This window comes from Paenactinomyces guangxiensis (assembly GCF_016055185.1).
In the GTDB taxonomy this organism is placed as follows: domain Bacteria; phylum Bacillota; class Bacilli; order Thermoactinomycetales; family Thermoactinomycetaceae; genus Paenactinomyces; species Paenactinomyces guangxiensis.
Genome location: NZ_JAECVR010000009.1, coordinates 117,686 through 144,444, shown reverse-complemented (window position 1 = coordinate 144,444; position 26,759 = coordinate 117,686). Strand labels below are relative to the sequence as shown.

The following is a 26,759-nucleotide window of genomic DNA, read 5'->3' as shown; positions in this document are numbered from 1 at the left end:
TAATATGAAACAGAAAAACAGATGGCTCATTGCTCTTTCCGCAGTAGCTATCCATCTCTCGATCGGCTCTGTCTATGCGTATAGTGTTTATAAAAAACCACTAACAGCAGAACTAGGGTGGGATAGTACAGACGTGGCCTTTGCCTTTACAATCGCTATTTTCTTTCTTGGTCTGTCAGCAGCCTTATTCGGGCGGTTTGTCGAAAGACGCGGGCCGAGATTTTCAGCTATGGCAGCAGCGATTTTATTTGCCGGGGGATTGGTCGGTGCCGGTCTTTCCATTTCGGCCGGGTCTCTATGGGGTTTTTATCTTACCTATGGTGTTATTGGTGGTTTGGGCCTTGGAATTGGCTATATATCACCTGTCTCCACACTGGTTAAATGGTTTCCCGACCGACGAGGGCTGGCCACAGGGATGGCCGTTTTCGGATTCGGTGTTGGCTCGCTCGTTGCGGGGCCAGTCGCGGCAGCCCTCATGCAGACTGTAGGAATTCCGCCCACGTTTTACATATTGGGGGCCTCGTACTTTCTTTTAATGTTTCTGGGAGCCTCCTATATTGAAAGGCCGCCGGAGGGTTGGAAGCCCGAAGGGATGAAAAAAGACACAGACACAGGCGGGATTCCTCGGGTTAAAGCCGACCTTGCCCAGCTGACTGCCAATGAGGCGGTAAAGACCAGACGTTTTTGGATGTTGTGGTTGATGATGTTAGTTAACATTTCCTCCGGTATCATGTTGATATCTGTGGCCTCACCAATGGCACAGGAAAAGGTGGGTATGACTCCAATTGCCGCCGCAGGTATGGTGGGGTTAATGGGTATCTTTAACGGTGGCGGACGGATCGTCTGGGCAGCCCTTTCAGACTACATCGGCCGGCCTAACGTCTACTTGACATTTTTTATCATTCAGTTAATCGCTTTTCTGGTATTACCCGTCGTAACGAGTGCCATTCTGTTTCAAATCTTCATTTATACCATTCTCACTATATATGGCGGCGGTTTTTCATCGCTTCCGGCTTTCATCGCCGATCTATTTGGCACAAAAGAGTTGGGGGCGATCCACGGTTACCTTCTGACAGCGTGGTCCTTGGCGGGGGTGGTGGGCCCGATGGCGGTAGCGTATATCCGGGAAACCACCAACAGTTACAATAGTGCATTTTATATTTTTGCTGTGCTGCTGGCAATCGCGCTGGTTACTTCATTGTTGATTCGCCTCGATATCAGGCGAATCCGGAAGCAAGGTGGACAGCTGGAATTAAAGAAGGCGTAAAGAGGGCGGGTTAGATGCTTCATTCACATCAACCAATGTTATGATTTCCGATTATGCATAATTTTTCCATGCAGGGGAGACGCTATATCAATGAAAACTATTTTGTTTTGGGGAATGGGTGGTGTTAAAACTTGAGTGATCAAGGGTTTTCAATTCAAATTAACGACAAAGAGTTTCGGGCTGAAAAAGGACAAACCATTCTTGATGTGGCGATGTCTCAGGATCACTACATTCCCGCCATCTGCTTTCATTCCAATTTGGGGATTATCATGACATGTGACACATGTTTTGTAGAAGTTAACGGGGAACTGAAGCGAGCCTGTTCGGAAGAAGCGCAGCCCGGAATGGTTGTTAATACCTTGACCAGTCGGGCGAGGGAGGCTCAACTTGAAGCCATGTCCCGCATTTTAAAAAATCATGAGCTCTACTGTACAGTTTGTGACAACAACAACGGAAACTGTGTCGTTCATAATACGGCGGAGTATTTGCAACTGGATCATCAAAAGTATGAATTCACGCCCAAACCCTATCCTCCGGACAATTCCCATCCCATGTACCGTTATGAACCGGATCAATGTATTTTGTGCGGCAGGTGTGTGGAGGCTTGTCAGGATTTGCAGGTGAGCGAGGTGCTAAGCATAGACTGGAACCGGGACGTGCCGCGTGTGATCTGGGACAATGATGTTCCGATTGACCAATCGTCTTGTGTATCTTGCGGACACTGTGTCACCGTTTGTCCATGCAATGCATTAATGGAAAAGTCCATGCTTGGCGAGGCTGGTTACATGACGGGAATGCCCTTTGACGTTTTGGAACCGATGATCAATCTTACCAAAGAGGTTGAACCAGGCTACAAAGAAATTTTTGCCCTTTCTGAAGTTGAAGCTGCCATGCGGGAGCCGCGCATTAAACGGACCAAGACGGTATGTACCTATTGTGGTGTTGGATGCAGTTTTGAAATCTGGACCAAAGGCCGGAAGATACTTAAAGTGGAGCCACAAGTTGAAGCCCCGGTCAACGGTATTTCTACCTGTGTGAAAGGGAAGTGGGGCTGGGACTTTATCAACAGCGAGGAGCGTTTAACCAAACCCTTGATCCGTAAAGGTGATAAATTCGTAGAGGCTACATGGGATGAAGCACTTGACCTGATTACGGGCAGGTTGTCGGAGCTAAAGGAAAAGCACGGACCGGACTCGATCGGTTACATTGCATCATCTAAATGTACCAATGAAGAGAACTATCTGTTTCAAAAATTTGCCCGAGCCGTCATGGATACGAATAATGTGGACAATTGCTCCCGTTATTGTCAATCTCCGGCCACCGCAGGTTTGATGAGGACGGTTGGCATTGGTGGAGACGCAGGGACCATACACGATATTGCGAGTGCCGATTTGGTGCTTGTTATTGGCGCTAACCCCGCTGAATCTCACCCCGTATTGGCTACGCGCATCAAGCGTGCCCATAAATTGTTCGGGCAAAAACTGATTGTCTCCGATTTGCGGATGAACGAATTGGCCCAACGTGCTGACGTCTATCTGCACCCCGAGCCGGCAACGGATTTGATTTGGCTTAACGCGGTCAGCAAATATATTATCGACCAGGGGTGGGAAGATAAAGACTTTATAAAAGAGAGAGTACACGGCTTTGAGGAGTACGTGAAATCACTGGAAAAATATACTCTGGAGTTCGCCGCGGAAAAAACCGGCATATCCAAAGAAGAACTGGTAAAGGTGGCAACCATGATCACGGAGGCGAAAAGCGTCTGCGGATTATGGGCAATGGGGGTTACCCAACATTTAGGGGGAACCGAGACAAGTACCGCCATATCCAATCTGCTGTTGGTGACAGGCAATTATGGCAAACCGGGTACCGGAGCCTACCCGCTCCGTGGTCATAATAACGTGCAAGGTGCTTGTGATTTTGGCACGATGCCGGCCTGGTTCCCGGGTTATGAAGCGGTTCAGGATGCGAAGGTTCGCGCCCGTTACGAGGAGGCGTGGGGTGTAACATTGCCGAAAGAGCCGGGATTAAACAATCATCAAATGGTCGAAGCGATTCATGACGGTAAACTGAAGGCGTTGTATCTGTTCGGCGAAGATATGGCCATTGTGGATTCCAACTCCAACCATGTGCACGATGCATTTGAAAAACTTGAGTTTTTCGTGGTGCAGGATATCTTTTTTACGAAAACGGCACAGTACGCGGATGTGGTTTTGCCTGCCGCTCCCAGTCTGGAAAAAGAGGGAACATTTACCAATACCGAACGCAGAATCCAGCGTTTTTACCAAGTGTTCGAGCCGCTTGGCGATTGCAAACCGGATTGGCAAATCATTCAGGAGGTAGCCAACCGGCTCGGAGCAAATTGGAATTATTCTCATCCCGGTGAAATCATGGCTGAGGCCGCCCGGCTGGCACCGGTATTTGCCGGGGTGAGTTATGAACGGCTTGAAGGCTGGAACAGCCAACTTTGGCCGGTGGCACCGGATGGTGAGGGAACCCCTTTGCTGTACACGGAAAAGTTTGCCTTTCCCGACGGCAAAGCACGGTTGTTCCCCGTCGATTGGACACCTCCCTTCGAAGCAGGGGAAGAATACGACTTACACTTGAATAATGGGCGACTGCTGGAACACTTCCATGAGGGGAACATGACATATAAATCGAAAGGAATCACTCACAAAGTTCCTCACCCATGGCTGGAAGTTTCTCCTGAACTGGCGGAAGAACGGGGGATTAAGGACGGGGCCCTGGTTCGCCTTACCTCACCGTTCGGCAAAGTAGAAGTAAGAGTTCTCGTCACCGACCATGTAAAAGGGAAAGAATTGTATCTGACCATGAATACGTCTGAGGATATTGCCGCTGTGAACCGCTTAACCAGCAGCTATCACGACAAAATCACCCACACACCGAACTTTAAGGAGATGGGTGTCAAAATGGAAGTGCTGGAACCAAAAGGAGAATCCCCGCTGCCGCGCGCCAACCACCGCTATGGCAACCGGCAACCGCAGATTGGTGTGAAGGTGGAAGAGAAATGGAAGCGCCATGATTTTGTACCGATTCCTGAAATGATTGATCAAGGAGGAATGCAGCATGGCCAAAGCGATCACCCGCATTGAGAAACATGTTCCAACTCCGGAACAAGAACAGGCGCAAGCCGTCAAACAAATTTTGGAGGCTACAGCCAATAGTCGAGACGCTTTGGTTGTGTTCCTCGATATTCTAAAGGAATTACATCGTGCCGGACTGCTCGATATTGTGCAAGGGATGTTAAAAACACGCCACAAATGGGGTGTTACTGCCATGCAGACACTGAACCAGCCGGGAATGCACCGCTTTATAAAAAATGGGATCAGCAGTTTATATTTTTTAGGCAAGCTAAACCCCGACCAGCTGCAAAAAATATTTGATGGCGCAGCCCGCGGATTGGAACGTTCCGCGGAAAGTATGAAGGAAGACAAACAGACAGGCCTCGGGGGTTTGGTAAAAACCTTGCGTGATCCGGATGTCAATGCATCTTTAACGACAATGATGGCCTTTTTACAGGGAATGGGTGAGGAATGGAACAAAGGTAAAAAGAAGGTCCATTGATTATACCCGTTACAGGGGATTCGTTATGGGGGTAAAAAGATGGTTACTCGAAAAATTGCTGTCCAGGGGATGGCTGATCAACAAGACGCCGATAAAGTAAGTCAAGCGCTTCATGAAGTTTGGGGCACCAGAAAAGTGGAGGTCAGTTTGGATAAAGGAGAGGCAACGTTCACATACGATGAAAAGGCCGCCTCTTTCGAGGACTTTCAGCAGGCGATTCTGGACTCCGGATTTGAGATTAAGATGGAAGACGGAGAAATCGAGGAAGAGAAAATTAAAATGGGCAGGGAATAATGGAAAAAGGATGATGTTACATGCCGAGGGTATGTGAGATTTGCGGCAATGAAGAAGAATCGGAGCAAGAAGAAAGCAAACAAGTGATTCTTCATGTTTGCGAAAATTGTATTGAAGACCGGCAATAGCCGTCATCAGCTTGAGGAATATGAAATTGGATAAGGGATTCCATCAATGGGAACTCCCTTTTTTAGAGCGGAAATGAAGCTGGGAACAAATAAGAAAAAGACACCTTTTGGTTTTAGGGATAAGTTCAGGTGTCTTTCCGGATCAGCATAAACATTATTTTTTAAGGGTATTTAATCTCTTAACATCTCGGTTGGGTCTGTGTCAGCGTTAGGTCTATAATCCAATCCTGAATTTAAATACATAATAAATTCCTCTCCATTTATCGTGAGAGCTCCGATATTCAATCCTATTTTCGATCTTATTCAGTTGGGCCTATGTGGTCATCACCACCACAGTATCCTAAACCGAAATGAAAACACATTATATATTTCTCCCTTTTATGTCCAAAGAGAGTTCGATGTAAAATCTATTTCCAATCTTCTTTCTACACTCAATTATTCGGTTGGGTCCGGAGCTTTTTCGTCACCACATTTAAACCCTAACTTTGAATGTGAGAAGAGCATCATAAATTCCTCCTTTTACGTCCCGAGAGATTCAATGTACAATTTTGAATACTTCGTACAGTTTAGGTCGTCATTCAATAAATGATACACTCGGGCCAAACCTAACAATGCTCGTGATTCGACTTCTTTATTCCCAGTGTTTAGTTCATACACTTCTTTAAAATAATTAATTGCGTGGTCGAAGTTGGATTCAAAGAGAAAAGTTTCAGCAATAACTATGATAGCTTGAGCATATTTTAGCATAGTATTTTCTTTTTTCGCAATCTCTGCGGCTTTTTGTAATGCTTTCTTTGCCTTGTGAAAATCTTTTTTCTTGTAATGAACAATTCCGAGTTCCAAGTAGGCATCTACGATTAACCAGTGGCGTCGAGTTATCTGACTTTTTAATTCAATCGCTGTTTCGAGACACTTCTCTGCCTGGTCGAAGTCTCCACTTTCCTTGTAGATCTCACCTAATTCAATAAGCAATGCTAATTGACGTTCGTAGTTATAACAGTTGATTGCAAGTGCTATTCCTTCTTTGGCACATTTGATCGCATCTTCGTAGGTTTTAATTTCTCTTTTAAGCATTGTTCGCAAAACGTACACACCGAGAACAGCGTCACTATTGATATCGAGTGAATCGAACTTTATTTGTTCCAGATTCTCTAACGCTTTTTCTTTTCTTCCTAATTTTTTCAAGTAAATGCTTTTATTACTCAGCAGATTGATATAATAGTGCTTACGTTCACCTTTAAAATCAAAGCTTTCTAACCCTTCCTCAGCATACCTGACTGCTTTTTCACTGTTTCCCCGTTGAAACTCAATAATCGACTTGTGATTCAGGCAACGCGGCTTTAAATTGGTGTAGGAAAGGTCGGGTCTCTTTTCCAGTTCCTGCAGAGCGTCGTCAAAATATTCGGTGGCCTTGTTGTATTGTTTCAGCTTGAAATAACATCTTGCCTTAAGAAAAACAAGGAACGGGCCATTGTACTCGTCGGGCAGTCTTGTCAGCCGGCTGAATGCTTTTTTGGGGTCGGAGTTAATGATATTTTCGATCAGCAACAAATCCAGTTTTCTCTTTTCTTCATCCTTTTTTTCCCTTTGCCATAAATCGGAGAGGTCAATATCCAGTTTGCGCAGGATGTAATGTACTTTGGTCTCGTTCTGTGTCAGCCCTCTTTCAATGGATGACAGGGTGGTTCGGGGAATGTAATCATCACACAGGTCATCCAGCGTCATGCCTCGTTCTTTCCGCACTTTGCGAATCAATTCACCCACTCTTTTAAAATCCATCTTGGACAACTCCTTCCTTTAGTTGTCTATTATTTACTATTTTGATAACAAAATCAATTTGGAAATATACGAAAGAAATCAAATATTTCGGAATAGAAGGGCTGTCGGCGATTCCATTGCACCTGAATGACAGAAACCAGGGAAATGCAAATCTAATTTCCGTAATTGATTGAATCCTCTCTCTGCCGCTTCTATACTGAAATTACATCAGCACTGTTCAGAAAATAAATGCAAAAAGGAGTGTTGCCGATGGTGATTCCGTTTATTTCCCGCACGAAGAAGCCGGGCGCGCCTTCCGGCCTGTGCACTGGGTGCTTTGTCTTTTTAAAAACTTCAAACGGAAAACAGATTATTCTGCGGTTTGCTGATGTCCGGGTCACAGAATCCGGGAAAAACAGAGTGATCTCCGGGACAAGCATCGACGGGCTGAGGGAAAGGAGGGGACAGGGTTGAGGCACAAAAAACCGCTCACGCAGGGGGAATCAGCAACCATCCGAAAAGGGGAAGCGGTTGCGTTTGTTATTTATGCGATGGCCAAGCTTGGCTACTCCCGGATTCAGATTGAAGAGTTGGTGCGGGAGCTGCGAAACTCTTTCGGTTTGACATGCAGATCTTTTACCTTTGATTCCAGCCTGACAGCCGGAAGAGCCGATCGAAAAAGCTTGTTGCCAACCATTGATAAAGAGAAAGGCAACAGGGACAGAAAAGGCTGAGACATGATCCCAGTCGCGGATATCGGCATAAAAAAAGAATCTCAAAAAGAGATTCACAAAAAACACAGAAGCAAATTTATTATATCATGTTGTTTGTTCAAAGGGAGAATTTTCTTTATGGGATACAGACAGGGAATTCGCAACTGGATCGGACGTCCTCCGCATCTCCTTGTCGGCGCCCATGTACTGATCATCAACGATAAGGATCGTCTTCTTTTGCAACAGTGTGAGCAAGGTTCATGGGGTCTTCCCGGCGGTCTTTTGTTACGGGGAGAAACATTGGAAGATACGGCGCGTCGCACGGTCTGTGAGCAAACGGGGCTGGTGGTCGACCGGCTCCGTCTGGTTCGCATTTTTTCCGGTGAGAAATACCGGAGCGCAATAGCAGATAAAAAATGGATTGTGGCCGCTGTCTATGCCACTGATGACATCAAAGGCGACACAGAAACAAATGAAAGGCAGCAACAGTTCTCCTTCTTTGATCTTACAAAGCTTCCTGAAAACATGGATGTACGGTTTCTGGAGTCCATCAAAGCATATGTAACAGCCCGGGCCAAAGAGAGAGAATGTCTCATATCAGGCAAATAAAAGCAGATGCCGGGCAGACCGGAACGCATGGCCTGTATATGCTCCGTTCGAGGTGAACGCTGGATTCCATTTGATGGAGTCCAGTTTTTTGCTGGATGGAAACCGTTTTTAAGCTGCAAAATAAATGAAAACACAAAGGAAGAGGGATGAATATGAAGAAATTGGGTATCTTTCTGTTGCTTTCCTTTTTGTCCGCCTGTGTGACTGTAGGCATGGATCTGATTCAGGGATTGGATGTTATGCAAGCGTTCGTTCGGTTAAAAAATCCGTTCTGGATGATCGGGTCGGTTGAATTCTTCATTGTGATCCTCTTCCTGATATTGCCGTTTATATCTTTGTTCTGGCCGTATATAAAACGAAAATGGATCCGGGCGGATTAGCAACTATTTACCGACGGCCCTTTTGTCCGCCGGTTTTTTAACAAACTGATCAGGAGCAGCAACACCGGTACGACAGTCTGCAAAGGAATATGAAGATAAATGGGAACGTAGGTCAGCCCTTCGCGTATATGTTCCACAAAGTTGGCTGAAATGGTCAACGATAAAAACAGGATAATGATGCCGATGGGGTAGACCATTTGTTTCCGTTTCCGAATCCGGAATAAATCGGTTGCTCCCATAACGGCTGCATAGAAAAAGATACCCACTTTGAAAAAAGCTCCCACCACCAGGATAAAAACAGATATAACATCGATTCTCTGCAGAAACTCCCCGATATTTACTTTTGCGATGGCGACTAAAAAAGGGAACGGTGCGCGCCCGGCGATGTGGGCTCCCACAGTAGCGATATTCTGCGCGATGACCAGACTAAGGATCAAGCCGCTGATTACGATCGCCAGCAACCCCGTTTTGATGCTTTTTTTTTGCTTTTTTAAGTAAGGAAGCAGCATGGTAAAGACGATCATCTCGCCAAACGGAAACGTATAAACTAAAGGATAGGCCGTTTTGATGATCAGCTCCCAATCCTCGCCGACCGGCTGAATGTTTTCCATCTGCAACAGCCCGGAAAAAATAATTAATAAAAACGAAATCACCAGGCTTAAGAGATAGATCGGCAGGAAAAATTCACCCGTTTTTGCCAGGACATTGATCCCGTGATACACCACATAGCTGATCGATAAAATCAGCATCCCCCCGAGTACGACCATGGGGGTCCGATTGAGCCATGCAATCTGGATGAGTGCTGACATATCATTTAAAACCCGTGCGGAGATATACATGAAGTAGAGAACGTAGACTAATCCCAGCGGCCATCCGATCCATTTACCTAGAATGGATCGGATATAACTGGTTAAGGGTTCCCCGGGAAATTGGCGATAAAGGGAGGAGAAGACCAAAAACAAAAGGACCCCGCCGACTAAAGCGAGCAGGACGGAGAGCCATGCATCTTGTTTCGCTTGGCTCCCCAAACCCACGATTACTGAACTGCCGAGTTCAAACAAGATGACCAGGCAAAATAATTGATTGGCGCTGATACTGGTTTTTTCCATCGTCACATGCTCCTTTTGCTTCTCCGGTAAGCTACTTATAAGAGTTGCTTCTCATTCCGGGACTGCGGATAAAGGTTTTGACATCAATCTTCACTTTCACTTTGGGAAAATACCCGGGCCAGATTGACTGGTATTGTTTCCATACTTCGCTTTTTTGCTGATGGAGGGTTTCCCCCAACCCTAAAACATCCGCTTTCGCTCTTTGTGCGGCGGAAAAAGCCGCTTCAACTTCCTGTTTAATCGTTTCGTTCGCCTTTTTCTGCAGCCTTTCGATTGTCTGGGGATTATTCAGATCCATGCCCCGGCAAGTGACTTCTTGGAGTACCCCTTCTGATCGAATATCAATCGTAAATTCGGGTTTGTTTTGTTTCATATCGACAGACAACTTGGTATTGGAATCAGTGATCTGAATGGATACTCTTTTGTTTCCGCACTTTTCATTCACTACTGTCATTTTCACTTTGTCGCGGATAAAAGCAAGTCCGCGTGCCATAGGGCCGTCAAAATAGCCAACAAGTTTTCCGTTTTTAAAGATGGCGAGCCCGTTGATCGTGAGCTGGGAGGGTGTCTGTGTCATTTGGTTGTTCTCCTGTTTCCCTGCCTCCTTCGGATCACCGGCCACTCGCATCCCGCAGATGGTAGGTTCTCGGCCAGCACTATGCAGAGCATTGATCACATCGTTAATGCTTGAGTCTAATGCCAGTGCCGAGGTTTGTTCTGTGATTTTCTGTTTTTTGAACAGGTCGATCCCGGATATTTTCTCCAAAGGGGAGAGCGTGCTGATCACATTGACCGCTTTGGTGTCACGGGCGACAAAGGTGGGGAAGTTAATACGGCCCTCGGGATCTCTTTCGACCACATCAAACAGGTCCTCGATTCCTTCACGTGCGACCTCTTCGCCGATGACCAACGCATGGATGTGGGCAAAAAAGATTTCCCGGGACAGTTTTTGCGACACATTTTGAGCGGCTTCATCAAGTGTGTCACCTTCTGCTTCGTATGTAGTGATGGGCGAGGCACGGTTCGGGGCCTGTTGGACCATTTCCCCGGGATTGACAACTTGGTACGAAATGCGGTATTTTTTCTGCTCTCCTTTATCAATCCCCATGGCCATCACGATGGCCAGTTCGTCCAATTCTTGGTGATTCCAGCATCCCGTAGATAAGAACAGGGAACAGGCCATGTATAGCCATACCAACAGCTTTCTAATCATCGGGATCACCACTGCCCGGTTCTTGCGGGGGCTGTATTCCCCTGGGAAAACGGTTGGGATTGTTGGGATTTATACTTGATGGCCGCTTCCTCAAGGCCCATATGGGGAGGCGGATGACGGTGTCTTTGTGGTCCTCCGGAATGAATGGTGAGAATGGAGCCAGATAGGGCGTACCATAGGAATAAAGGGTGTTCATATGAGCGATCGTCATGATCAGAGCCAGGCTGATCCCAAACATCCCAAAAGTACCTGCCAGAATCATATAGATAAAACGGATCATACGGGCCGCGATCGCCACGTTGAACGATGGGTTGACAAAGCTGGCGATGGCAGTGAGGGCAACCACAATCACCATCACTGGAGTAACCAGCCCCGACTGAACCGCGGTTTGCCCGAGGACAATGGCGCCAACAATGGTGACAGCTGTGCTGAGAGCTTTGGGGGCCCGAATCCCCGCCTCCCGAATCACCTCAAAGATCACTTCCATGAGAAAAGCCTCCACCAGTGCCGGGAAAGGAATTCCTTCCCGCTGCCCGGCGAGATTGATGAGCAGGTCGGTCGGGATCATTTCCGGATGATAGGTGGTCAACGCGATATAGATTGATGGGGCAATGAATGAGACGATAAAAGCAGTATAACGCAGCAACCGGAGAAAAGTGGAAATATCAAAGCGTTGATAGTAATCCTCCACTGATTGAAAAAACAGGTTGAAGGAAGCGGGAAGCACCAGCGCATAGGGGCTATTGTCGATCAAAATGGCCACCCGTCCTTCTAAGAGATTGCCTGAAATCACATCGGGACGTTCAGTCGAATAGATCGTGGGAAATGGAGTCCAGGATTTATTTTCAATAAATGCCTCAATGTACCCCGATTCGAGAATCCCGTCAATTTCAATCGATTTTAATTTTTTCATCACATCTTTCACGATTTTTTCGTTTGCCACCCCCTGGATATACATTACGGCCACTTCTGTTTTTGTTAAACTGCCGATCGTCAGCTTTTTTAGCCACAGATTAGGGGTTTTCACGCGCATGCGAACCAGTCCGATATTCGTTCTAATCGATTCCGTAAAACTGTCTTTGGGCCCGCGAACCACTATTTGTGAAAGGGGTTCCGATACGGGTTTGGTTGACCCTCCGGTAGTATCGGCAGCTATAATCTGGTTCCATCCTTCTCCAAATAAAATCGCGTTTCCGGAAAGAATGGATTCAAATACTTGATCCCATTGATCAAGCACGTCGATTTTGCAGATGGTCAGTGCATTTCTTTGAATCAATTCCATCGCATTCCGGTTTGTAAGGGTTTTTTGGAATTCGACGGAATCGATCATCAAAGATTTCATCACCCACTCATCAATCATTTTTCTGTCCACTAAACTGTCAATATAGGCAATCACGACTTGAAACCGGGGGGAGATCCCCAGTTCAAATGTGCGAATGATTAAATCAGGGCTGTTTCCCAGTTCCCTTTTTAACCGGTCCACATTGTCCTGCAAACTTTTTTTCAGGGGGAATTGATCCCCGCCGTCGCGGGCCGGGGGTGGACTTTCCAGTTTCTCTTTATTCCTCTTCCTTCTCCAGAATCGCATCGCTTGATCTCCATCCGTTTGGTTCTTTTTCATCTTTAATCTGAGTCAATTGCCATTTTTTATACCCGGAAAGTTGGATGATACAAAAATAGAGAAATATGTAATTTGTGGGCTTGCATATCCCAACCTCATGTATTTTTTAAACCTTATAGGGAGAAGTTAAGCAATGTGGTGATGACAAATGAGAAACCGATCGTTTCGATTTAAACGTTCCAGAAAACGGAAAAAGGAAAAGTTCCTCGCTGAGTATTATGAACAAAAGCTGGAAGAAACAGTTGAAGAATCAAAAGTCTACAATAACTTGGAGCAAAATCTGGAGTTTATCAAAAATGTGTTTGGCGATACGGTGGACTTGGTTCAGCGAAAGTTTGTAATTCCGTATACTCCCGAGCGGGAGGCTGTCGTACTGTATCTGGATGAACTGGTAAACAAAAATTTGATTAATGAATTTATATTGAGTCCGTTAATGACCCAGGCTGACCATATTGATGTCAAGGCTGATTTGTGGAAGGATGTTGAGGAACATCTCGTTCAAGTGGGTGAAACAGAAAAAACGGATGAGATGAAAAAAGTAGTCGACGCCATCTTAAATGGTGATTCGGTTCTGATCATCAACGGTTATGACCAGGCGATGATTCTCGGAACAAAGGGATGGGATAAAAGAAGCATTGATGAACCCCGGGCAGAGGCAGTGGTCCGCGGTCCCAGAGAAGGTTTGAGTGAAACGCTGTCTGTCAGTCTCGGCCTGATTCGCCGGCGCCTGAAAGATCCCCACTTGCGCATTAAGAATTATAAGATCGGAGAGCGGACACAAACCGCTGTTAACCTGATATACATTAAGGATGTGGCTGACCCGGACGTTGTGAAGGAAGTAGAGAAGCGCCTGAAAGACATTAAAATTGACGGGATTCTGGAAAGCGGTTATGTGGAGGAATTTATTCAGGATATAACCTGGACTCCTTTTCCACAAATTCAAAATACAGAACGTCCGGATGCCGTTGTCGGCCATTTGCTGGAAGGGAAAGTGGCGATCCTGGTTGACGGAACGCCTCATGTTCTGATTGCTCCGGCTGTGTTTACACAATTTTACTACAGTCCCGAAGATTACTATGAGCGTTTTCATATCTCCAGTTTTCTGCGCCTGATTCGCCTGTTAAGCCTGTTTGTGGCGTTGTTGTTACCTGCTCTTTACATAGCCTTTGTCTCGTTTCACCCTGAAATGATCCCGTCCGAACTGGCGATTGCCATGGCAGGAGGAAGGGCATCCGTCCCTTTTCCTTCCATTCTGGAAGCGCTTGTGATGGAAATCAGTGTGGAAATATTGCGTGAAGCGAGTATTCGGCTGCCGGGGCCGATCGGGCCTACAATTGGAATCGTTGGGGGTCTGGTTATCGGTAATGCTGCGGTAGATGCCGGACTGGTTTCACCGGCGATTGTGATTGTTGTCGGATTGACGACGATCAGCTCTTATGCCAACCCCAGTTACAATGCGGCTATTTCCGTCCGGCTGATCCGCTTTCCGCTGATGATTGCCGCCGCCATCTTCGGGTTGTACGGGATTATGCTCGGCTTGATGCTTGTCCTGGTTCATCTTGTACAGCTCCAATCTTTTGGGATCCCTTATATGACCCCGTACGCGCCTTTCAACTGGCGAGATTTGAAAGACAGCCTGATCCGCACACCCTGGACGTGGATGAACAAACGTCCGACTCTGTACCGTCCCCAGGACAGACAGCGTGAACAGGAAGGAGGAAACGCCTGACTATGGCAAAATTCCATCAGTCATCGAAAGAAACTATTTCGTCTTATCAAGCGTTTGCGCTGATTCACTCCACGATGTTCGGCGGGGTGGGAATCTTAACTTTGCCGCGGGATGTCAGCGAGGCGGCGGGAGAGAATGGGATTTATACCGTTCTGATCTCAGGGCTCATTATCATAGGGGTCACTTATATCATTAGCAGGCTGATTTCACGGTTTCCCCGTGAAACTCTGGTTCAGTTTGTTCCCGAAATACTGGGTTCCTCCAAAAAAAGTAAGCTTGGCCAAGTGTTAAGCATTCCTTTCGTGCTTGTACCGGCATTGCTCTGGCTGATTTCCATTTGTTCAGTGGCCAGGTTGTTTGCGGAAGCGTTACACACGGCGGCCCTCACCCAAACACCGATTGAAGTAATTATCCTTTCTCTGGTTGCTGTTTCGGCAATTGCCGCAGGAGCCAACCCAGTCGTTGTCGCCAGATTAAACGAACTGTTCTTCCCCCTTAAGTTTTTCACGGTTTTCTTCTTGATCACGGCTCTGCTGACGCGGGGGGAAGTAACCAATTTATTGCCCTTATTCCAGGTCGACTGGAAAAGTGTTCTTCATGCGGTCATCGTCTCTGCCTTTGCATATTCCGGTTACGAGACCATCTTCATATTCGGGGGGTATTATCAGAAGCCAAAACAGACTTTCACCGTCCTTTCTTTAGCCGTTGCCAGTATTACGATCGTTTACTGGCTCTCCTTTATAGCTGTGAACAGTGTGTTTGGTGTAGAAGAAGTAAAGAGGCTCACCTGGCCGGGCATTGAGTTGATCAAGGTGATTGAAAATCCCGGCATAGTGCTTGAGAGGATGGAATCAGCGACTTTAAGCATTTGGGCAGCCTCTGTATTTGTGGCCATGACCAATCTGTTTACCGCGCTGGTTCAGGTATTTAAACATTTTTTTGCCATGAAAGAAAAAACCACCCGCAGAATTCCCTGGCTGTTCCTTCCCGTCACCTATGTGATCGCCATGTACCCGGACAGTGTTCAAGATGTATTTAGATATACGGGTTGGGTCGGGCTCTTTGGTTTTGCTACATCGCTCCTAATCCCCGGCATCCTGCTCCTGATTGCCGTGATCCGAAAAAAGAGAGGGGCTGACTCCTGTGAAACGACCTCTGCTTCGTAGCCTGAATCTGCTGATCGTGGCGGGCCTGGTTCTGACAGGCTGTTGGGATGCGCAGGAAATTGATAAAAGGACAATTGTTGCAGCGATCGCCATTGATAAAGCGCGGGATGGGTATGATTTGTCCATACAGGTACCAGTTCCCCAACTGGTTGCCGGAGGGGGAGGCGGCGGTGGCGAGGGTGGTTCAAAAGGAGGAGGACCTGAAGCGATTCAAATATTTTCCGCCAACGGGACAACCATTTCTGAAGCAATCTATAAGATTGCCCAGCAGAACAGCCAGCCCCTGTTTTTTGGACATACCGTGACGATATTGTTTAGTGAGGAGGTGGCACGGGACGGTGTGGCTAAGGTTATAGACTCTTTTCGCCGTGACCCGCAGATCCGCAGACAGTTGTGGCCGGCCGTGGTACAGGGAAAAGCGGAAAAAGCATTGACGGTGAAAACGAAATTGGATCAGATTCCCGCTTATTATTTGCGGGAGATACTTGAAACGAACGAGAAACTGGGACGGACTCCCCGAATGGTACTTGGGGATTTATTTAAAAATATATCAAATCCGTTTATGGGTGCTTCCCTTATCAATTATATAACACCAACGGGGAATGGATATAAATGGGATGGACTGGCCGTTTTTGACAGGGATCGGATGGTGGGGAAATTAGAAAAGATTGAAACAACTCCTGTTGTTCAAATCCGTGAACAGAAGAAAGGATGGCTGGTCAAGGCTTCTTGTCCAGACCGCAGGGGAAACGTGATTTTCAGGCCCACACGGGTAAAGAAAAACTTTCAGTTCTCTAAACGGCCTTCGATTGACATAAATATAACAGTGGAAGGAACTATCATTGAAAGAACCTGTTCTTTAAATCTGAGTGATCCCAAAGTGATGTCACAGGTAGAAAAACAGCTGGCACAAGTGTACCGGGAGAATGCGGACTCTTTGGTTAAAAAAGCACAGAAGCAGCTGAAAGTAGATATTTTTCATTTCGGGAAATATATCCACGCTTATTATCCCGAAGTGTGGGAACGCCGGGAGTGGAGGAAGCAGTTTCCCGAAACGCCGATTAGATTCAACTACCGTGTGAAGGTAAGGAGAATAGGGATGGAAGCAGAATAATCTAGTGTTCACACTGGGAAATGTAAACGGGAAACTGCTTTTCTTTATGGAGGAGTCCTGATATAATAAGAAAAGTTTTTCAACAGTTTTTTTAGTGGTGTTTATTTCCTGGCAGCAAGGAAGATTTGGTGAACAGCGAATGAAACCTTTTGTATATGACCTCAATCATGAACAGTGGAAAACGTGGATGCAAGAACATAACCAGCCTGAATGGCGGGCCGGCCAGATGATGGATTGGCTTTATGTCAAGCGGGTGGACTCGTTTGATGAGATGACCAATCTGCCAAAGGGATTGCGTACAGAACTGGATGAAACTTTTCATTTTCGTGCCCTGGATGTGATTACAACCCAGGAATCGAAGGATGGAACAGTTAAATTTTTGTTCGGCCTTTATGACGGCCATGCGATTGAAACAGTGATCATGCGCCACAATTACGGGAACAGTGTGTGTGTGACTACCCAGGTGGGCTGCCGGATCGGCTGTACTTTTTGTGCTTCCACGCTGGGGGGGCTGAAACGAAACTTAACGGCGGGCGAGATTGTCGCACAGGTAATGATGGCGCAAAAGTACCTGGACCGGGAGAACGGGCGTGTGAAATCGGTTGTTGTCATGGGTTCCGGAGAGCCGTTTGAAAATTACGAGGCCACCATTCACTTTATCCGGATCCTGAATTCCGACCGTGGCTTAAATATCGGACAGCGGCACATCACCGTTTCAACCAGCGGCGTTGTCCCCAATATTTATCGCTTTGCAGACGAGGATTGGCAGGTGGGGCTGGCAATCTCTTTGCATGCCCCCAATCAGGATCTGCGTTCCAGCCTGATGCCGATCAACCGCCGCTTTCCGCTGGCGGAATTATTGGATTCATGCTGGTACTACTTAGAGAAAACGGGACGCAGGCTGACTTTTGAATATGCGTTGATCGGAGGGAAAAATGACCAAAACGCGCATGCCCATGAGCTTGGAAAGCTGCTTAAGGGCATGAACTGCCTGGTTAATTTAATCCCTGTCAATTATGTTCCCGAAAGAAATTATACGCGTACTCCAAGAAACCAAATCTTTGAATTTAAGCGGATTTTGGAAACTTACAAAGTGAATACGACCATTCGCCGTGAGCATGGTCATGACATTGATGCCGCATGCGGTCAGTTAAGAGCAAGGCACAGCAATTTAACTTAGTGCCCCAGACGGATCAACAGGGGCACCCTTATTGTGCTGATGTTCACATAATCTCTACTACCTGGTTCTAAAACATACGGTATAAGATGAACTTACGGTATTTCCTCTTTAAAAGCCGACAACAAAGGTACCACATAGGAAAGGGAAAGGGGTAACCGAAATGGAGATGGCACGGCGAACTGATATTGGCCGGGTGCGCGATTTAAATGAAGACAGCATCGGCCTCGTCGAAACAAAATCCGGAGTTGTGATTGCCATTGTTGCCGATGGAATGGGCGGGCATCAAGCCGGGGATGTGGCCAGCCAAAACACAGTGGAAACGGTCAAAAAGGTATTAAGCAATCAAGCCCTTGACGTTTCAACGGAGGAAAAAAGCGATATCCTGCTTCACGCCGTGGGGAAAGCAAATGAAAAAATATATACACTTGCCTCTAAAAATACTCAATTTCAGGGCATGGGCACAACAGTTGTTGCCGCGATTGTGGATGAGCGTGAAGTGGTGATTGCCCATGTGGGAGACAGCCGTGCTTATATGTTGCATAAAGGCGGTCTCTATCAACTGACTGAGGACCATTCCTATGTAAATATTTTGCAAAAACACGGGCAGATCACGCCGGAAGAAGCGCGCAATCATCCCCAGCGCAATATGATTGTGCGGGCAGTAGGCACCAGTGAGGAAGTGGAAGTCGATTTGATCAATACCCCCTGGAGGGATGAAGATGTATTGCTGTTATGTTCCGACGGGTTGACCACGATGGTGGATGAAAGGCAAATCGGCCTGGTTTTATCCTCTTCCACCATGTCACTCGAACAGCAAGCAGATCAATTAGTACAGATGGCACTGGACGCAGGTGGTACAGATAATATTTCCCTAATTCTTCTTAAACATACAGGTAGGTCAGCCGCATCATAACTCACGGTTCAAGGAGGAACGAGGTGACCATGCAGATGGAAGGGAAGAAGCTGGGGGGACGTTACGAGATTGTCAACCGTGTCGGCGGCGGCGGAATGGCCGTTGTCTATAAGGCGAAAGATTTATTGTTGAATCGATATGTGGCAATTAAGGTTTTGAGCGAATCCCTCAGTAATGATTCAGAGTTCATACGTCGTTTTAGTCGGGAAGCCCAGGCTGCAGCCAGTCTGTCCCACCCGAATGTTGTCAATGTCTACGACGTGGGCCGGGATGGATACACACATTATATTGTGATGGAACTGGTGGAAGGGCCTACGTTAAAACAATATATTCAAGAGCGGGGACCCCTGCCGGTCGAAGAGGCGGCCAACATAGCTGTGCAAATTTGTGACGGCCTGGCACATGCCCATGAAAACCAAATTGTACACCGTGATATTAAACCGCATAATATTCTGTTGGGGGCGAGTGGACGGGCGAAGGTGACCGACTTCGGAATTGCCCGGGCAGCCAGTTCTTCAACCATTACCCAGACAGGATCTGTGATGGGTTCAGTTCACTATTTTTCACCGGAACAGGCCCGTGGCGGTGTCATCGGTGAAAAGTCGGACATCTACTCTCTCGGAATTGTTTTTTATGAGATGTTAACAGGTCAGCTTCCGTTTGACGGAGACTCTGCCATTAGTATTGCCCTGAAACACTTGCAGGAACCGGTGGAGGATCCGCGCAATCTCAACCCGGACATTCCGGACAATGTGGCACAAATTATACTGCGCGCGCTCGATAAGGACCCGGCGATGCGTTACACATCAGCCAGGGCGATGATGCAGGATATCAGCTATGCGGTGCAGATTGACCGCCGTACAGAGCCGGGCTGGGCCAACCATCGCCAGACGCCCAAACAGGATTTTTACCAGACCATCCCTCTCTCCGTGGATGAAGAAACGGAAAACAATCCTGTTGCCACAGCTGTGGAGACACCCTCCCGCTTTCAATCGCCCACCCAGCGGCCCGAGATCCGCAGCGGTCGCAAGGAGACACCGCAGCGGACGTCAACGCCAATCGGCGACCAAACAATGATGAATCTGGAACGTTTAAGAAACATGCCAAATGACCAAGATAAAACCATATTCCAGCGAACGGTGATCTGGCTTGACAACGTTCAGGCTAAAATGCCGTTGTGGCAAAAGATTTTATTCGGATTTATTACAGTGGTCGTCATCATCACTCTCAGTGTGATGGGCTTCAACTTTTTCTGGGACGTGATCTCCGGCGGTGACAGTGATCAGGAAGCTGTTGCGAACGGGAATGAAAAGCAGGTTCCAATGAAATTATTCACAAATGTGGATGATGCAAAACAATGGTTGAAGGATCATGGCTTTCCAGAACCGGAAGTGATTGAGAAGGGACACGAAGGTGCTAAACCGGGTGAACTATGGGATCAGCAGCCAAAGGCAGGAGAAAAAGTAGTACCCCAAAATACTAAAGTTAAATTGTTTGTTGGTAAAGACGGTGTGACGGTAATGAAATACGCCGGGGAGTGGGAAGATAACATACCAAAAAAAGGACCAGGCTATGATATAAAAATTCTCTACTGTAATACAGGTAAGAAGCATGGGCAAGCCTATGCCCAATCCCCTAAAGATGGCGAAACGATTGAAAAGGGTGGTACAGTAAAAGTTTGGGTCCATATTAATAAGAATTTCTGTAGAGAAGCTCCTCCCTCTTCATAAGCAAATGAGTCCTATTTACATTCAAGGAGGTCTGTCATGCCGGCAGGGCAAATCGTCAAAGCGATCAGCGGATTTTACTACGTGCGCACGCCTGAGGGAGAAGAGATTCAGTGCCGGGCGCGCGGGGTATTTAAGTTTAAAAAGAAAAAACTGACACCGCTGGTTGGCGACAATGTAGAATTTGAAATGACGGGGTTGGGCGAAGGCGTGGTGACCTCCGTTCAACCCCGTCAAACTGAACTCCTGCGACCACCCATCGCCAATGTTGAACAGGCGGTGGTTGTTTGTTCTCTGCGGGAACCAGACTTTCAGCAAATGCCGGTTGACCGTTTTCTCGTCCACGGTGAGCGGGAAGGGCTGACAATTGTGATCTGTCTGACCAAGCGCGATCTTGTGTCTGATGACCGGGAGGTGGAACAGATCCGGGCCATTTATGAACCGGCAGGTTATCCGGTGCTTGCTACCAGCATTCACACTCAAGTAGGCCTGGATCAACTGAAGGAACATCTTAACGGCCGTGTCTCCGTATTGGCCGGACAGTCCGGGGTGGGCAAGTCATCGCTCTTAAACCGGTTGCTTCCCGGTTATCAATTACAAACGGGAACGGTAAGCCAAAAGCTGGGGCGGGGCCGCCATACGACCCGCCAGGTTGAGCTGCTTCCCCTGCCCAGCGGGGGTCAGGTAGCAGATACACCCGGATTCAGCCAGCTCAGCTTTCAAGGCTTTGAACCCGGGGAACTGAGCGATTATTTTCCCGAGTTTGCGGAGCATGCAGCCTGTTGCCGATTTCGCGGTTGTCTGCATGGCAACGAACCGGGCTGCGAGGTACGGGAGGCAGTGGAACGGCAAGAGATTCACCAGGAGCGCTATCACAATTATTTGCAGTTTCTGGATGAGATCAAACAACAGCAGAGGAGGTATTAACTTTGGTGAAAATCGCACCCTCCATCCTGTCAGCTGACTTTTCCCGCCTGCGGGAGGAGATTGCCGAAGTTGAACGGGCGGGGGCTGACTGGATTCATGTCGATGTAATGGACGGCCACTTTGTTCCCAACATTACCCTTGGTCCGCTGATCGTGGAGTCGATCCGTCCCCATACCCGTTTGCCGCTTGATGTGCATCTGATGATTGAGCAGCCGGACCGTTATATTGAGGCATTTGCCAAAAGCGGAGCAGATCTGATCTCCGTTCACCAGGAAGCCTGTCCCCATCTGCATCGAACCATTTATCACATTAAAGAACTGGGAGCCAGAGCCGGAGTGGTCATCAACCCGGCGACACCGGTATCCGCGATTGAGCCGGTTCTATCCGATGTGGACCTTGTCCTGGTGATGACGGTGAACCCCGGATTTGGCGGGCAATCCTTTATCCCAAACTGTTTACATAAGATCCGGCAACTGCGGGATCTCTTGCAGGCACAGGGAGCAACCGATGTCGAAATTGAAGTTGACGGGGGGATCAATTCGCAGACGGCCCCTGAAGCGGTAAGCTCCGGAGCCACTGTCCTGGTCGCGGGTTCGGCGGTTTTTGGGGCGGAAAATCGGGAGGAGGCCCTGCTTTCCCTTCGGAAAAAGATCTGATTGCATCTAAGATTTACAGCAGGAGGTATGTAGGCAATATGAGCCAGAGCAGCCGATTAATCACGATGGTGGAAATTGCCATTATGACTGCAATTGCCGTGGTGCTTGACAAATTGACTCTTTTTAAAATGCCGCAAGGCGGTTCCGTCACCCTGGTGATGATCCCAATCGCCGTGCTGGCATTTCGCCGCGGCTGGATGGCCGGAGTGACAGGCGGACTTTTGACAGGTATTCTGTTAATGATGTTTGGCGGTTATGTGGTTCATCCTGTACAGGCGATTTTGGACTATCCGGCCGCCTTTGCTGTACTGGGATTGGCGGGCTGGTTTGGTCTGAAAGAGAACCAGAGCCGCAAAACAAAACTGGTCATTGCCGGTTCCGGTCTTTTGCTGGCAGGGGCTTTTCGTTTGCTCACCCATTTCCTTTCCGGTGTCATCTTTTTTGCTGAGTACGCGCCGAAAGGGCAGTCCGTCTATATGTACTCATTTGTGTATAATATCACATATATTTTGCCGGGAGTTTTGCTCTCTTTCCTCGCCATGATGTTAATGATCTATACCGCCCCCCAACTGGTATTCAGACAGCGTTAAGAATCCGGAAAGAAATATGTCCAAGCGCAGAGTTTTTGTAGTTGCAGGCGGGGATGTGGATAACAGCGATTTCTCACTGCTGCATCGGGAGCGGGACTGGATTATCGCTGCGGACGGGGGAGCGGTAAAATGTTGGCAAGCGGGGATCGTCCCTCATTTGGCGGTCGGGGATTTTGATACAGCCGGCGAAAGTTTTGTGGCGGAACTGGCCCGGCAGGGAATACTCATTAAACGGTTGCCAGCCGCAAAAGCGGAGACAGATACCCAGTATGCTGTCAGAGAAGCGATTAAGAAAAAACCTGATGAAATCATTATTTTAGGAGCACTGGGAGGCTCTCGCTTCGATCATACCCTGGCTAATGTCGGTTTGCTTGAGTGGATGGAGCAACAGGGAGTCCGGGGATGCCTGTATCACCGCTGCAATCGGATTCGCCTTGTCACTGGACCGGCAGAAGTTTTATTCGTCAAAGAAAACTTTTCCTTTGTTTCACTGATTCCGGTGACAGAATGTGTGGAGGGAATTACAACCAGGGGTTTTTTATACCCTTTAAATAAAGAATCATTGTATCGGGGATTGACGCGGGGGATCAGCAACGAACTGAGTGAAGAAAAAGCGACATTGACGTTTGAAAGAGGGAAATGCCTGCTGGTGGAAAGCAGAGATTAACAGTGAAAATCTTCACCCCAAACCTCACCCTTTCGCGGAAATTTGATCCGCTGTTCTAGGTACACATTGAAGTCTATAGAATATAAATAAGTGAAGAGGCTGATGCGGTAGCTGGCCGTGGAACATTGATGACCAACTGGGGTAAGGGGTGAACCGGTGTGAAATTTTATACCATCAAGCTTCCGAAATTCCTCGGTGGGATGGTTAAAGCGATATTAGGTGTACTAAAAAAAGACTGACCCGGACCGGGGCAAAAACGAGTTGAACGATCAGATTCGGCTCGTTTTTTTGTGCTGACAGAAACGGTGCAAAGCTGCAAAGTTTCTGATGAAGTGATCAAGCTGAGATTTTATTTTTCTCCCAGGTCGATTTCAACTCCCGGGGTGAATTTCTGTTTTAAATGTTAGGGGTATCCATTCACATCCTCGATCATACGTTCGATCAAGAAGATGATTTTTCCTTTTCCTGAGACCATGAAATCCTTTTGTCTACTTATTTCTACATTTTATCTGACTGTTTCTCATCTCCTTCTAATCTTTGTACAGGGGAGGAGAAATAATGGAATCTATTTTAGACGTATACAATGTAACCTAAAAAGCAGGAAAAAGAGTGTTGGTCCAGGGGGCGGGGCTTATTTGAATTGTACGGGAGTTGACAATGCCCCGGTATGTTAGTCAGCCGGCTAAAAACCTCCATTTATGCTGCGAACGGAAATAAGTAAGGGCGACCTTTTAGGCCGCCCTGAAAGTTTCCGTTTGTTATACGCGGGTCACTTTGCCGGATTTAAGAGCACGAGTGCTCACATAAACACGTTTTGGTTTTCCGTCAACGAGGATACGCACTTTTTGCACGTTAGCGCCCCATTTTTTTCTGGTCTTGCGGTTGGAGTGGCTAACTTTGTTTCCAGTACGTCCTTCTTTGCCGGTAATAAAGCAACGACGAGCCATTTGCATCGCACCTCCTATCTCCATCCGTCACAAACAGGTACATCTTTTCTAACTCCAACAGGCACGGCGGTTGTCACCACTGTATAAATTTTATCAACTGAAAAATTGTCAGTGGGGATGTGTAAGACACAAGCGCAGATCCGTGCGTTTATTGTTTTATCCTTGTTGCACTTGACAAAAGGTTCCATCACTCTTCATTCCAACGCAACAAAGGTAACTAAACACCTGCACATTTTAGCACACCTTTTTCAACCTTGCAAGGAGAAGAAACGTCAAGTAAGATGATTGTTGATATGCTTTCCTTCTTGCTGTCGTTATTGTACAATTGTCCTAGCTGACAGCCTTAAGAAACCTCTATTTCAGGGAGGAATACACATGAGTTTAGAAGTATCAACAAACTTAGGTCAAATCGAAGTGGCAAACGAAGTGATCGCTACGGTCGCCGGAGTTGCAGCCCTTGATTGCTATGGCCTGGTCGGAATGGCTTCACGCAGCCAGCTCAAAGACGGAATCACAGAACTGCTGGGACGAGAAAATTTGAGCAAAGGCATTGAAGTGAGAACTGAAGAGGGCGAAGTTATTATTGATATGTACATTATTGTCGGTTATGGAACCAAGATATCTGAAGTAGCCCATAACGTTCAATCCAAAGTGAAGTATACATTGGAGCAGATGATTGGGTTGAAAGTAAACCATGTGAACATCTTTGTACAAGGTGTTCGACTGGTCAACGAAGAGTAAGGAGGAACACTGTTGGCACAGCAACAAATCGATGCAGCTCTGTTTTTACAAATGATGCGTGCGGGAGCCAAAAACCTGGATAAGCATGTGGAGACGGTGAATGCTTTAAATGTGTTTCCTGTTCCGGATGGAGATACCGGAACCAATATGAATTTAACCTTGACCTCAGGTGTCAAGGAAATGGAAAAAGTAAGAGAAACGAAAACAGTGGGAAAACTGGCGGAAGCGCTTTCAAAAGGCTTGTTGATGGGTGCGCGTGGAAACTCGGGCGTGATTTTATCCCAGCTGTTCCGCGGCTTTGCCAAGGCGGTTTCAGATAAGTCGGTGATTAATCCCCGGCAGCTGTCGGACGCTTTCCAGCGTGGAGTAGAGACGGCATACAAAGCGGTCATTAAGCCGGTAGAAGGCACCATTCTTACCGTTTCCCGCGAAGCGGCAGAGGCGGGGATGAAGCGCTCCTGGGGCCAGGAAGATCCGGTTGATGTCATGGAGGCCGTTGTCAACGAAGCGCGCCGGTCTCTTGCCCGCACTCCGGAAAAACTGCCCGTGCTGAAACAGACAGGAGTGGTTGACGCAGGAGGGCAGGGGCTTGTTTTTATCTATGAAGGTATGTTATCCGTGTTAAAGGGCGATGTGGCGGTGGAGGAAGATTTGGCCGCCGATCTCCCCGATTTGGATTCCATCGCCTCAATGGCACATGAGCAAAACGCACAGGCCAAACTGGACCCCTCCCAGATCGAGCATGGCTATTGTACGGAGTTTATTGTTCAGTTGAAGACGGATCGCCGCAAAACGAAGGAATTTGATGAGAATCAGTTTCGCCGTGAGATGGGGCGTTTTGGGGATTCATTGTTAGTGGTTGCCGACGATGAATTAGTCAAAGTACATATCCATGCGGAATATCCCGGGGATGCGCTTAATTTTGCCATGGCATATGGTGATTTAACGCGTATCAAAATAGATAACATGCGTGAACAGTATGAACATGTGACCGAAGGAAAAACAACCGTCCGTCCGGTTCAGGGCGCTGAAGAGGAAGAGGAAACAGGGAAACCGGATAAGAAATACGGGGTTGTCGCTGTAGCGGCAGGAGAAGGAATCGCCAATATCTTCCGCAGTCTGGGTGTGGATGTGGTCATTGAAGGCGGCCAAACCATGAATCCCAGTACCGAGGATATTGTTAAAGCGATTGAGCAAATTTCTGCCGAACATATACTGGTGTTACCCAATAATAAAAATATTATCTTAACTGCTGAGCAAGTGAGCGAAGTTCTGAATACCCCGATTACGGTACTCCCGACCCGGACGGTTCCACAGGGGCTGGCTGCCCTTCTCGCTTTCTCTCCCGAGGAAACTCCGGAAAGCAATAAGCAGAAGATGATTGAAGCATATAGCCATGTACAATCAGGTGAACTCACCTATGCCATCCGAGATTCCAATATGAATGGCATGGAGATTAAAGAAGGGGATTTTCTGGGCATCCGCGAAGGGAAGATTGAGAAAGTCGGGCGTGATATGATCGAAACAGCTTGCGGGCTGTTGGAAACAATGCTGGGTGACGGAGCCGATGTGGTGACTGTGATCTGCGGAAAAGATGTTACTGAAGCCCAGGTAAAGGAAGTAAGTGATTTTATCGAGAACAAATATCCAGATACCGAGTTGGAAGTGCATGACGGAGGGCAGCCCCTCTATTATTTCTTATTCTCCGTCGAATAACCAAAGGAG

The 26,759-nt window shown here is 47.4% G+C and carries 26 protein-coding genes; 21 read left to right on the top strand and 5 right to left on the bottom strand.

Annotated elements, in window-relative coordinates; all coding sequences use genetic code 11:
• Positions 1-4: 4 nt before the first annotated feature.
• The 4 genes from I8U27_RS10535 (at position 5) to I8U27_RS10520 (ending at position 5,146) form a co-directional block, all read left to right on the top strand.
• Positions 5-1,267 carry an L-lactate MFS transporter gene (locus I8U27_RS10535; protein WP_181752012.1) on the top strand — a complete coding sequence of 421 codons (1,263 nt, stop codon included), beginning with the start codon at positions 5-7 and terminating at the stop codon, positions 1,265-1,267.
• A 131-nt stretch (positions 1,268-1,398) separates the two neighbouring features.
• On the top strand, positions 1,399-4,380 hold the full coding sequence (gene fdhF, locus I8U27_RS10530; protein ID WP_181752011.1) for a formate dehydrogenase subunit alpha: 2,982 nt from the start codon (positions 1,399-1,401) through the stop codon (positions 4,378-4,380).
• Positions 4,355-4,852 (top strand): DUF1641 domain-containing protein, encoded by a 498-nt coding sequence (locus I8U27_RS10525; protein ID WP_181752010.1) that lies wholly within the window; start codon positions 4,355-4,357, stop codon positions 4,850-4,852. Before fdhF ends, I8U27_RS10525 begins: the two co-directional genes overlap by 26 nt.
• Before the next feature lie 39 nt (positions 4,853-4,891).
• Positions 4,892-5,146 carry a heavy-metal-associated domain-containing protein gene (locus I8U27_RS10520; protein ID WP_181752009.1) on the top strand — a complete coding sequence of 85 codons (255 nt, stop codon included), beginning with the start codon at positions 4,892-4,894 and terminating at the stop codon, positions 5,144-5,146.
• A gap of 647 nt (positions 5,147-5,793) precedes the next feature.
• Here the strand turns inward: I8U27_RS10520 and I8U27_RS10515 are convergent.
• Positions 5,794-7,053 carry a helix-turn-helix domain-containing protein gene (locus I8U27_RS10515; protein ID WP_181752008.1) on the bottom strand — a complete coding sequence of 420 codons (1,260 nt, stop codon included), beginning with the start codon at positions 7,051-7,053 and terminating at the stop codon, positions 5,794-5,796.
• Between the two features lie 249 nt (positions 7,054-7,302).
• Between I8U27_RS10515 and I8U27_RS10510 the strand changes: the two genes are divergently transcribed.
• From I8U27_RS10510 to I8U27_RS10495, 4 genes are all read left to right on the top strand, one after another.
• A complete protein-coding gene (locus I8U27_RS10510) occupies positions 7,303-7,506 on the top strand; it encodes a hypothetical protein (RefSeq protein WP_181752007.1) in 204 nt (67 codons plus the stop codon).
• On the top strand, positions 7,503-7,766 hold the full coding sequence (locus tag I8U27_RS10505; RefSeq protein ID WP_181752006.1) for a hypothetical protein: 264 nt from the start codon (positions 7,503-7,505) through the stop codon (positions 7,764-7,766). The genes I8U27_RS10510 and I8U27_RS10505 overlap by 4 nt, the downstream gene beginning before the upstream one ends.
• A gap of 117 nt (positions 7,767-7,883) precedes the next feature.
• Complete coding sequence (locus tag I8U27_RS10500) at positions 7,884-8,354, top strand: NUDIX domain-containing protein (protein ID WP_181752005.1); 471 nt, start codon at positions 7,884-7,886, stop codon at positions 8,352-8,354.
• A gap of 152 nt (positions 8,355-8,506) precedes the next feature.
• Entirely contained in the window at positions 8,507-8,734 is a 228-nt protein-coding gene (locus I8U27_RS10495; RefSeq protein WP_181752004.1) for a hypothetical protein, read from the top strand.
• On the opposite strand, the gene I8U27_RS10490 is transcribed toward I8U27_RS10495, so the two are convergent.
• The 3 genes from I8U27_RS10490 to I8U27_RS10480 are packed head-to-tail and all read right to left on the bottom strand — an operon-like array spanning position 8,731 to position 12,644.
• Positions 8,731-9,843, bottom strand: a complete 1,113-nt coding sequence (locus tag I8U27_RS10490) for a GerAB/ArcD/ProY family transporter (RefSeq protein WP_181752003.1) — start codon at positions 9,841-9,843, stop codon at positions 8,731-8,733. The genes I8U27_RS10495 and I8U27_RS10490 overlap by 4 nt on opposite strands.
• A gap of 31 nt (positions 9,844-9,874) precedes the next feature.
• A complete protein-coding gene (locus I8U27_RS10485) occupies positions 9,875-11,056 on the bottom strand; it encodes a Ger(x)C family spore germination protein (protein WP_181752002.1) in 1,182 nt (393 codons plus the stop codon).
• On the bottom strand, positions 11,049-12,644 hold the full coding sequence (locus I8U27_RS10480) for a spore germination protein (RefSeq protein ID WP_181752001.1): 1,596 nt from the start codon (positions 12,642-12,644) through the stop codon (positions 11,049-11,051). The genes I8U27_RS10485 and I8U27_RS10480 overlap by 8 nt, the downstream gene beginning before the upstream one ends.
• A gap of 181 nt (positions 12,645-12,825) precedes the next feature.
• Between I8U27_RS10480 and I8U27_RS10475 the strand changes: the two genes are divergently transcribed.
• From I8U27_RS10475 to spoVM, 11 genes are all read left to right on the top strand, one after another.
• Positions 12,826-14,406 (top strand): spore germination protein, encoded by a 1,581-nt coding sequence (locus I8U27_RS10475; protein WP_181752000.1) that lies wholly within the window; start codon positions 12,826-12,828, stop codon positions 14,404-14,406.
• 2 nt (positions 14,407-14,408) lie between these two features.
• Complete coding sequence (locus tag I8U27_RS10470; RefSeq protein ID WP_181751999.1) at positions 14,409-15,572, top strand: GerAB/ArcD/ProY family transporter; 1,164 nt, start codon at positions 14,409-14,411, stop codon at positions 15,570-15,572.
• Positions 15,550-16,686 (top strand): Ger(x)C family spore germination protein, encoded by a 1,137-nt coding sequence (locus tag I8U27_RS10465; RefSeq protein ID WP_181751998.1) that lies wholly within the window; start codon positions 15,550-15,552, stop codon positions 16,684-16,686. The genes I8U27_RS10470 and I8U27_RS10465 overlap by 23 nt, the downstream gene beginning before the upstream one ends.
• A gap of 139 nt (positions 16,687-16,825) precedes the next feature.
• Positions 16,826-17,866, top strand: a complete 1,041-nt coding sequence (gene rlmN, locus I8U27_RS10460; RefSeq protein WP_181751997.1) for a 23S rRNA (adenine(2503)-C(2))-methyltransferase RlmN — start codon at positions 16,826-16,828, stop codon at positions 17,864-17,866.
• A gap of 160 nt (positions 17,867-18,026) precedes the next feature.
• Positions 18,027-18,779, top strand: coding sequence for a Stp1/IreP family PP2C-type Ser/Thr phosphatase (locus tag I8U27_RS10455; protein ID WP_181751996.1), 753 nt, complete (start codon positions 18,027-18,029; stop codon positions 18,777-18,779).
• Positions 18,780-18,814: 35 nt separating this feature from the next.
• Positions 18,815-20,509: a Stk1 family PASTA domain-containing Ser/Thr kinase gene (gene pknB, locus I8U27_RS10450; protein ID WP_232345366.1), complete on the top strand. Its 1,695-nt coding sequence runs from the start codon at positions 18,815-18,817 to the stop codon at positions 20,507-20,509.
• Between the two features lie 36 nt (positions 20,510-20,545).
• Positions 20,546-21,433: a ribosome small subunit-dependent GTPase A gene (rsgA, locus tag I8U27_RS10445; RefSeq protein ID WP_181751994.1), complete on the top strand. Its 888-nt coding sequence runs from the start codon at positions 20,546-20,548 to the stop codon at positions 21,431-21,433.
• Positions 21,434-21,435: 2 nt separating this feature from the next.
• A complete protein-coding gene (gene rpe / locus I8U27_RS10440; RefSeq protein WP_181751993.1) occupies positions 21,436-22,089 on the top strand; it encodes a ribulose-phosphate 3-epimerase in 654 nt (217 codons plus the stop codon).
• A 38-nt stretch (positions 22,090-22,127) separates the two neighbouring features.
• Positions 22,128-22,679, top strand: a complete 552-nt coding sequence (thiT, locus tag I8U27_RS10435; RefSeq protein WP_181751992.1) for an energy-coupled thiamine transporter ThiT — start codon at positions 22,128-22,130, stop codon at positions 22,677-22,679.
• A gap of 16 nt (positions 22,680-22,695) precedes the next feature.
• Positions 22,696-23,346, top strand: a complete 651-nt coding sequence (locus tag I8U27_RS10430) for a thiamine diphosphokinase (protein ID WP_181751991.1) — start codon at positions 22,696-22,698, stop codon at positions 23,344-23,346.
• A gap of 158 nt (positions 23,347-23,504) precedes the next feature.
• The gene (spoVM, locus tag I8U27_RS20610) at positions 23,505-23,585 is read left to right on the top strand and encodes a stage V sporulation protein SpoVM (RefSeq protein ID WP_181752036.1); all 81 of its coding nucleotides are present in this window, start codon (positions 23,505-23,507) and stop codon (positions 23,583-23,585) included.
• 519 nt (positions 23,586-24,104) lie between these two features.
• On the opposite strand, the gene rpmB is transcribed toward spoVM, so the two are convergent.
• Positions 24,105-24,293, bottom strand: coding sequence for a 50S ribosomal protein L28 (rpmB, locus tag I8U27_RS10420; RefSeq protein WP_181751990.1), 189 nt, complete (start codon positions 24,291-24,293; stop codon positions 24,105-24,107).
• A gap of 375 nt (positions 24,294-24,668) precedes the next feature.
• On the opposite strand from rpmB, the gene I8U27_RS10415 reads away from it, so the two are divergent.
• Both I8U27_RS10415 and I8U27_RS10410 read left to right on the top strand, forming a co-directional pair.
• Positions 24,669-25,034 carry an Asp23/Gls24 family envelope stress response protein gene (locus tag I8U27_RS10415; RefSeq protein WP_181751989.1) on the top strand — a complete coding sequence of 122 codons (366 nt, stop codon included), beginning with the start codon at positions 24,669-24,671 and terminating at the stop codon, positions 25,032-25,034.
• Positions 25,035-25,046: 12 nt separating this feature from the next.
• Positions 25,047-26,750 carry a DAK2 domain-containing protein gene (locus tag I8U27_RS10410; protein ID WP_374057924.1) on the top strand — a complete coding sequence of 568 codons (1,704 nt, stop codon included), beginning with the start codon at positions 25,047-25,049 and terminating at the stop codon, positions 26,748-26,750.
• Positions 26,751-26,759: the final 9 nt, after the last annotated feature.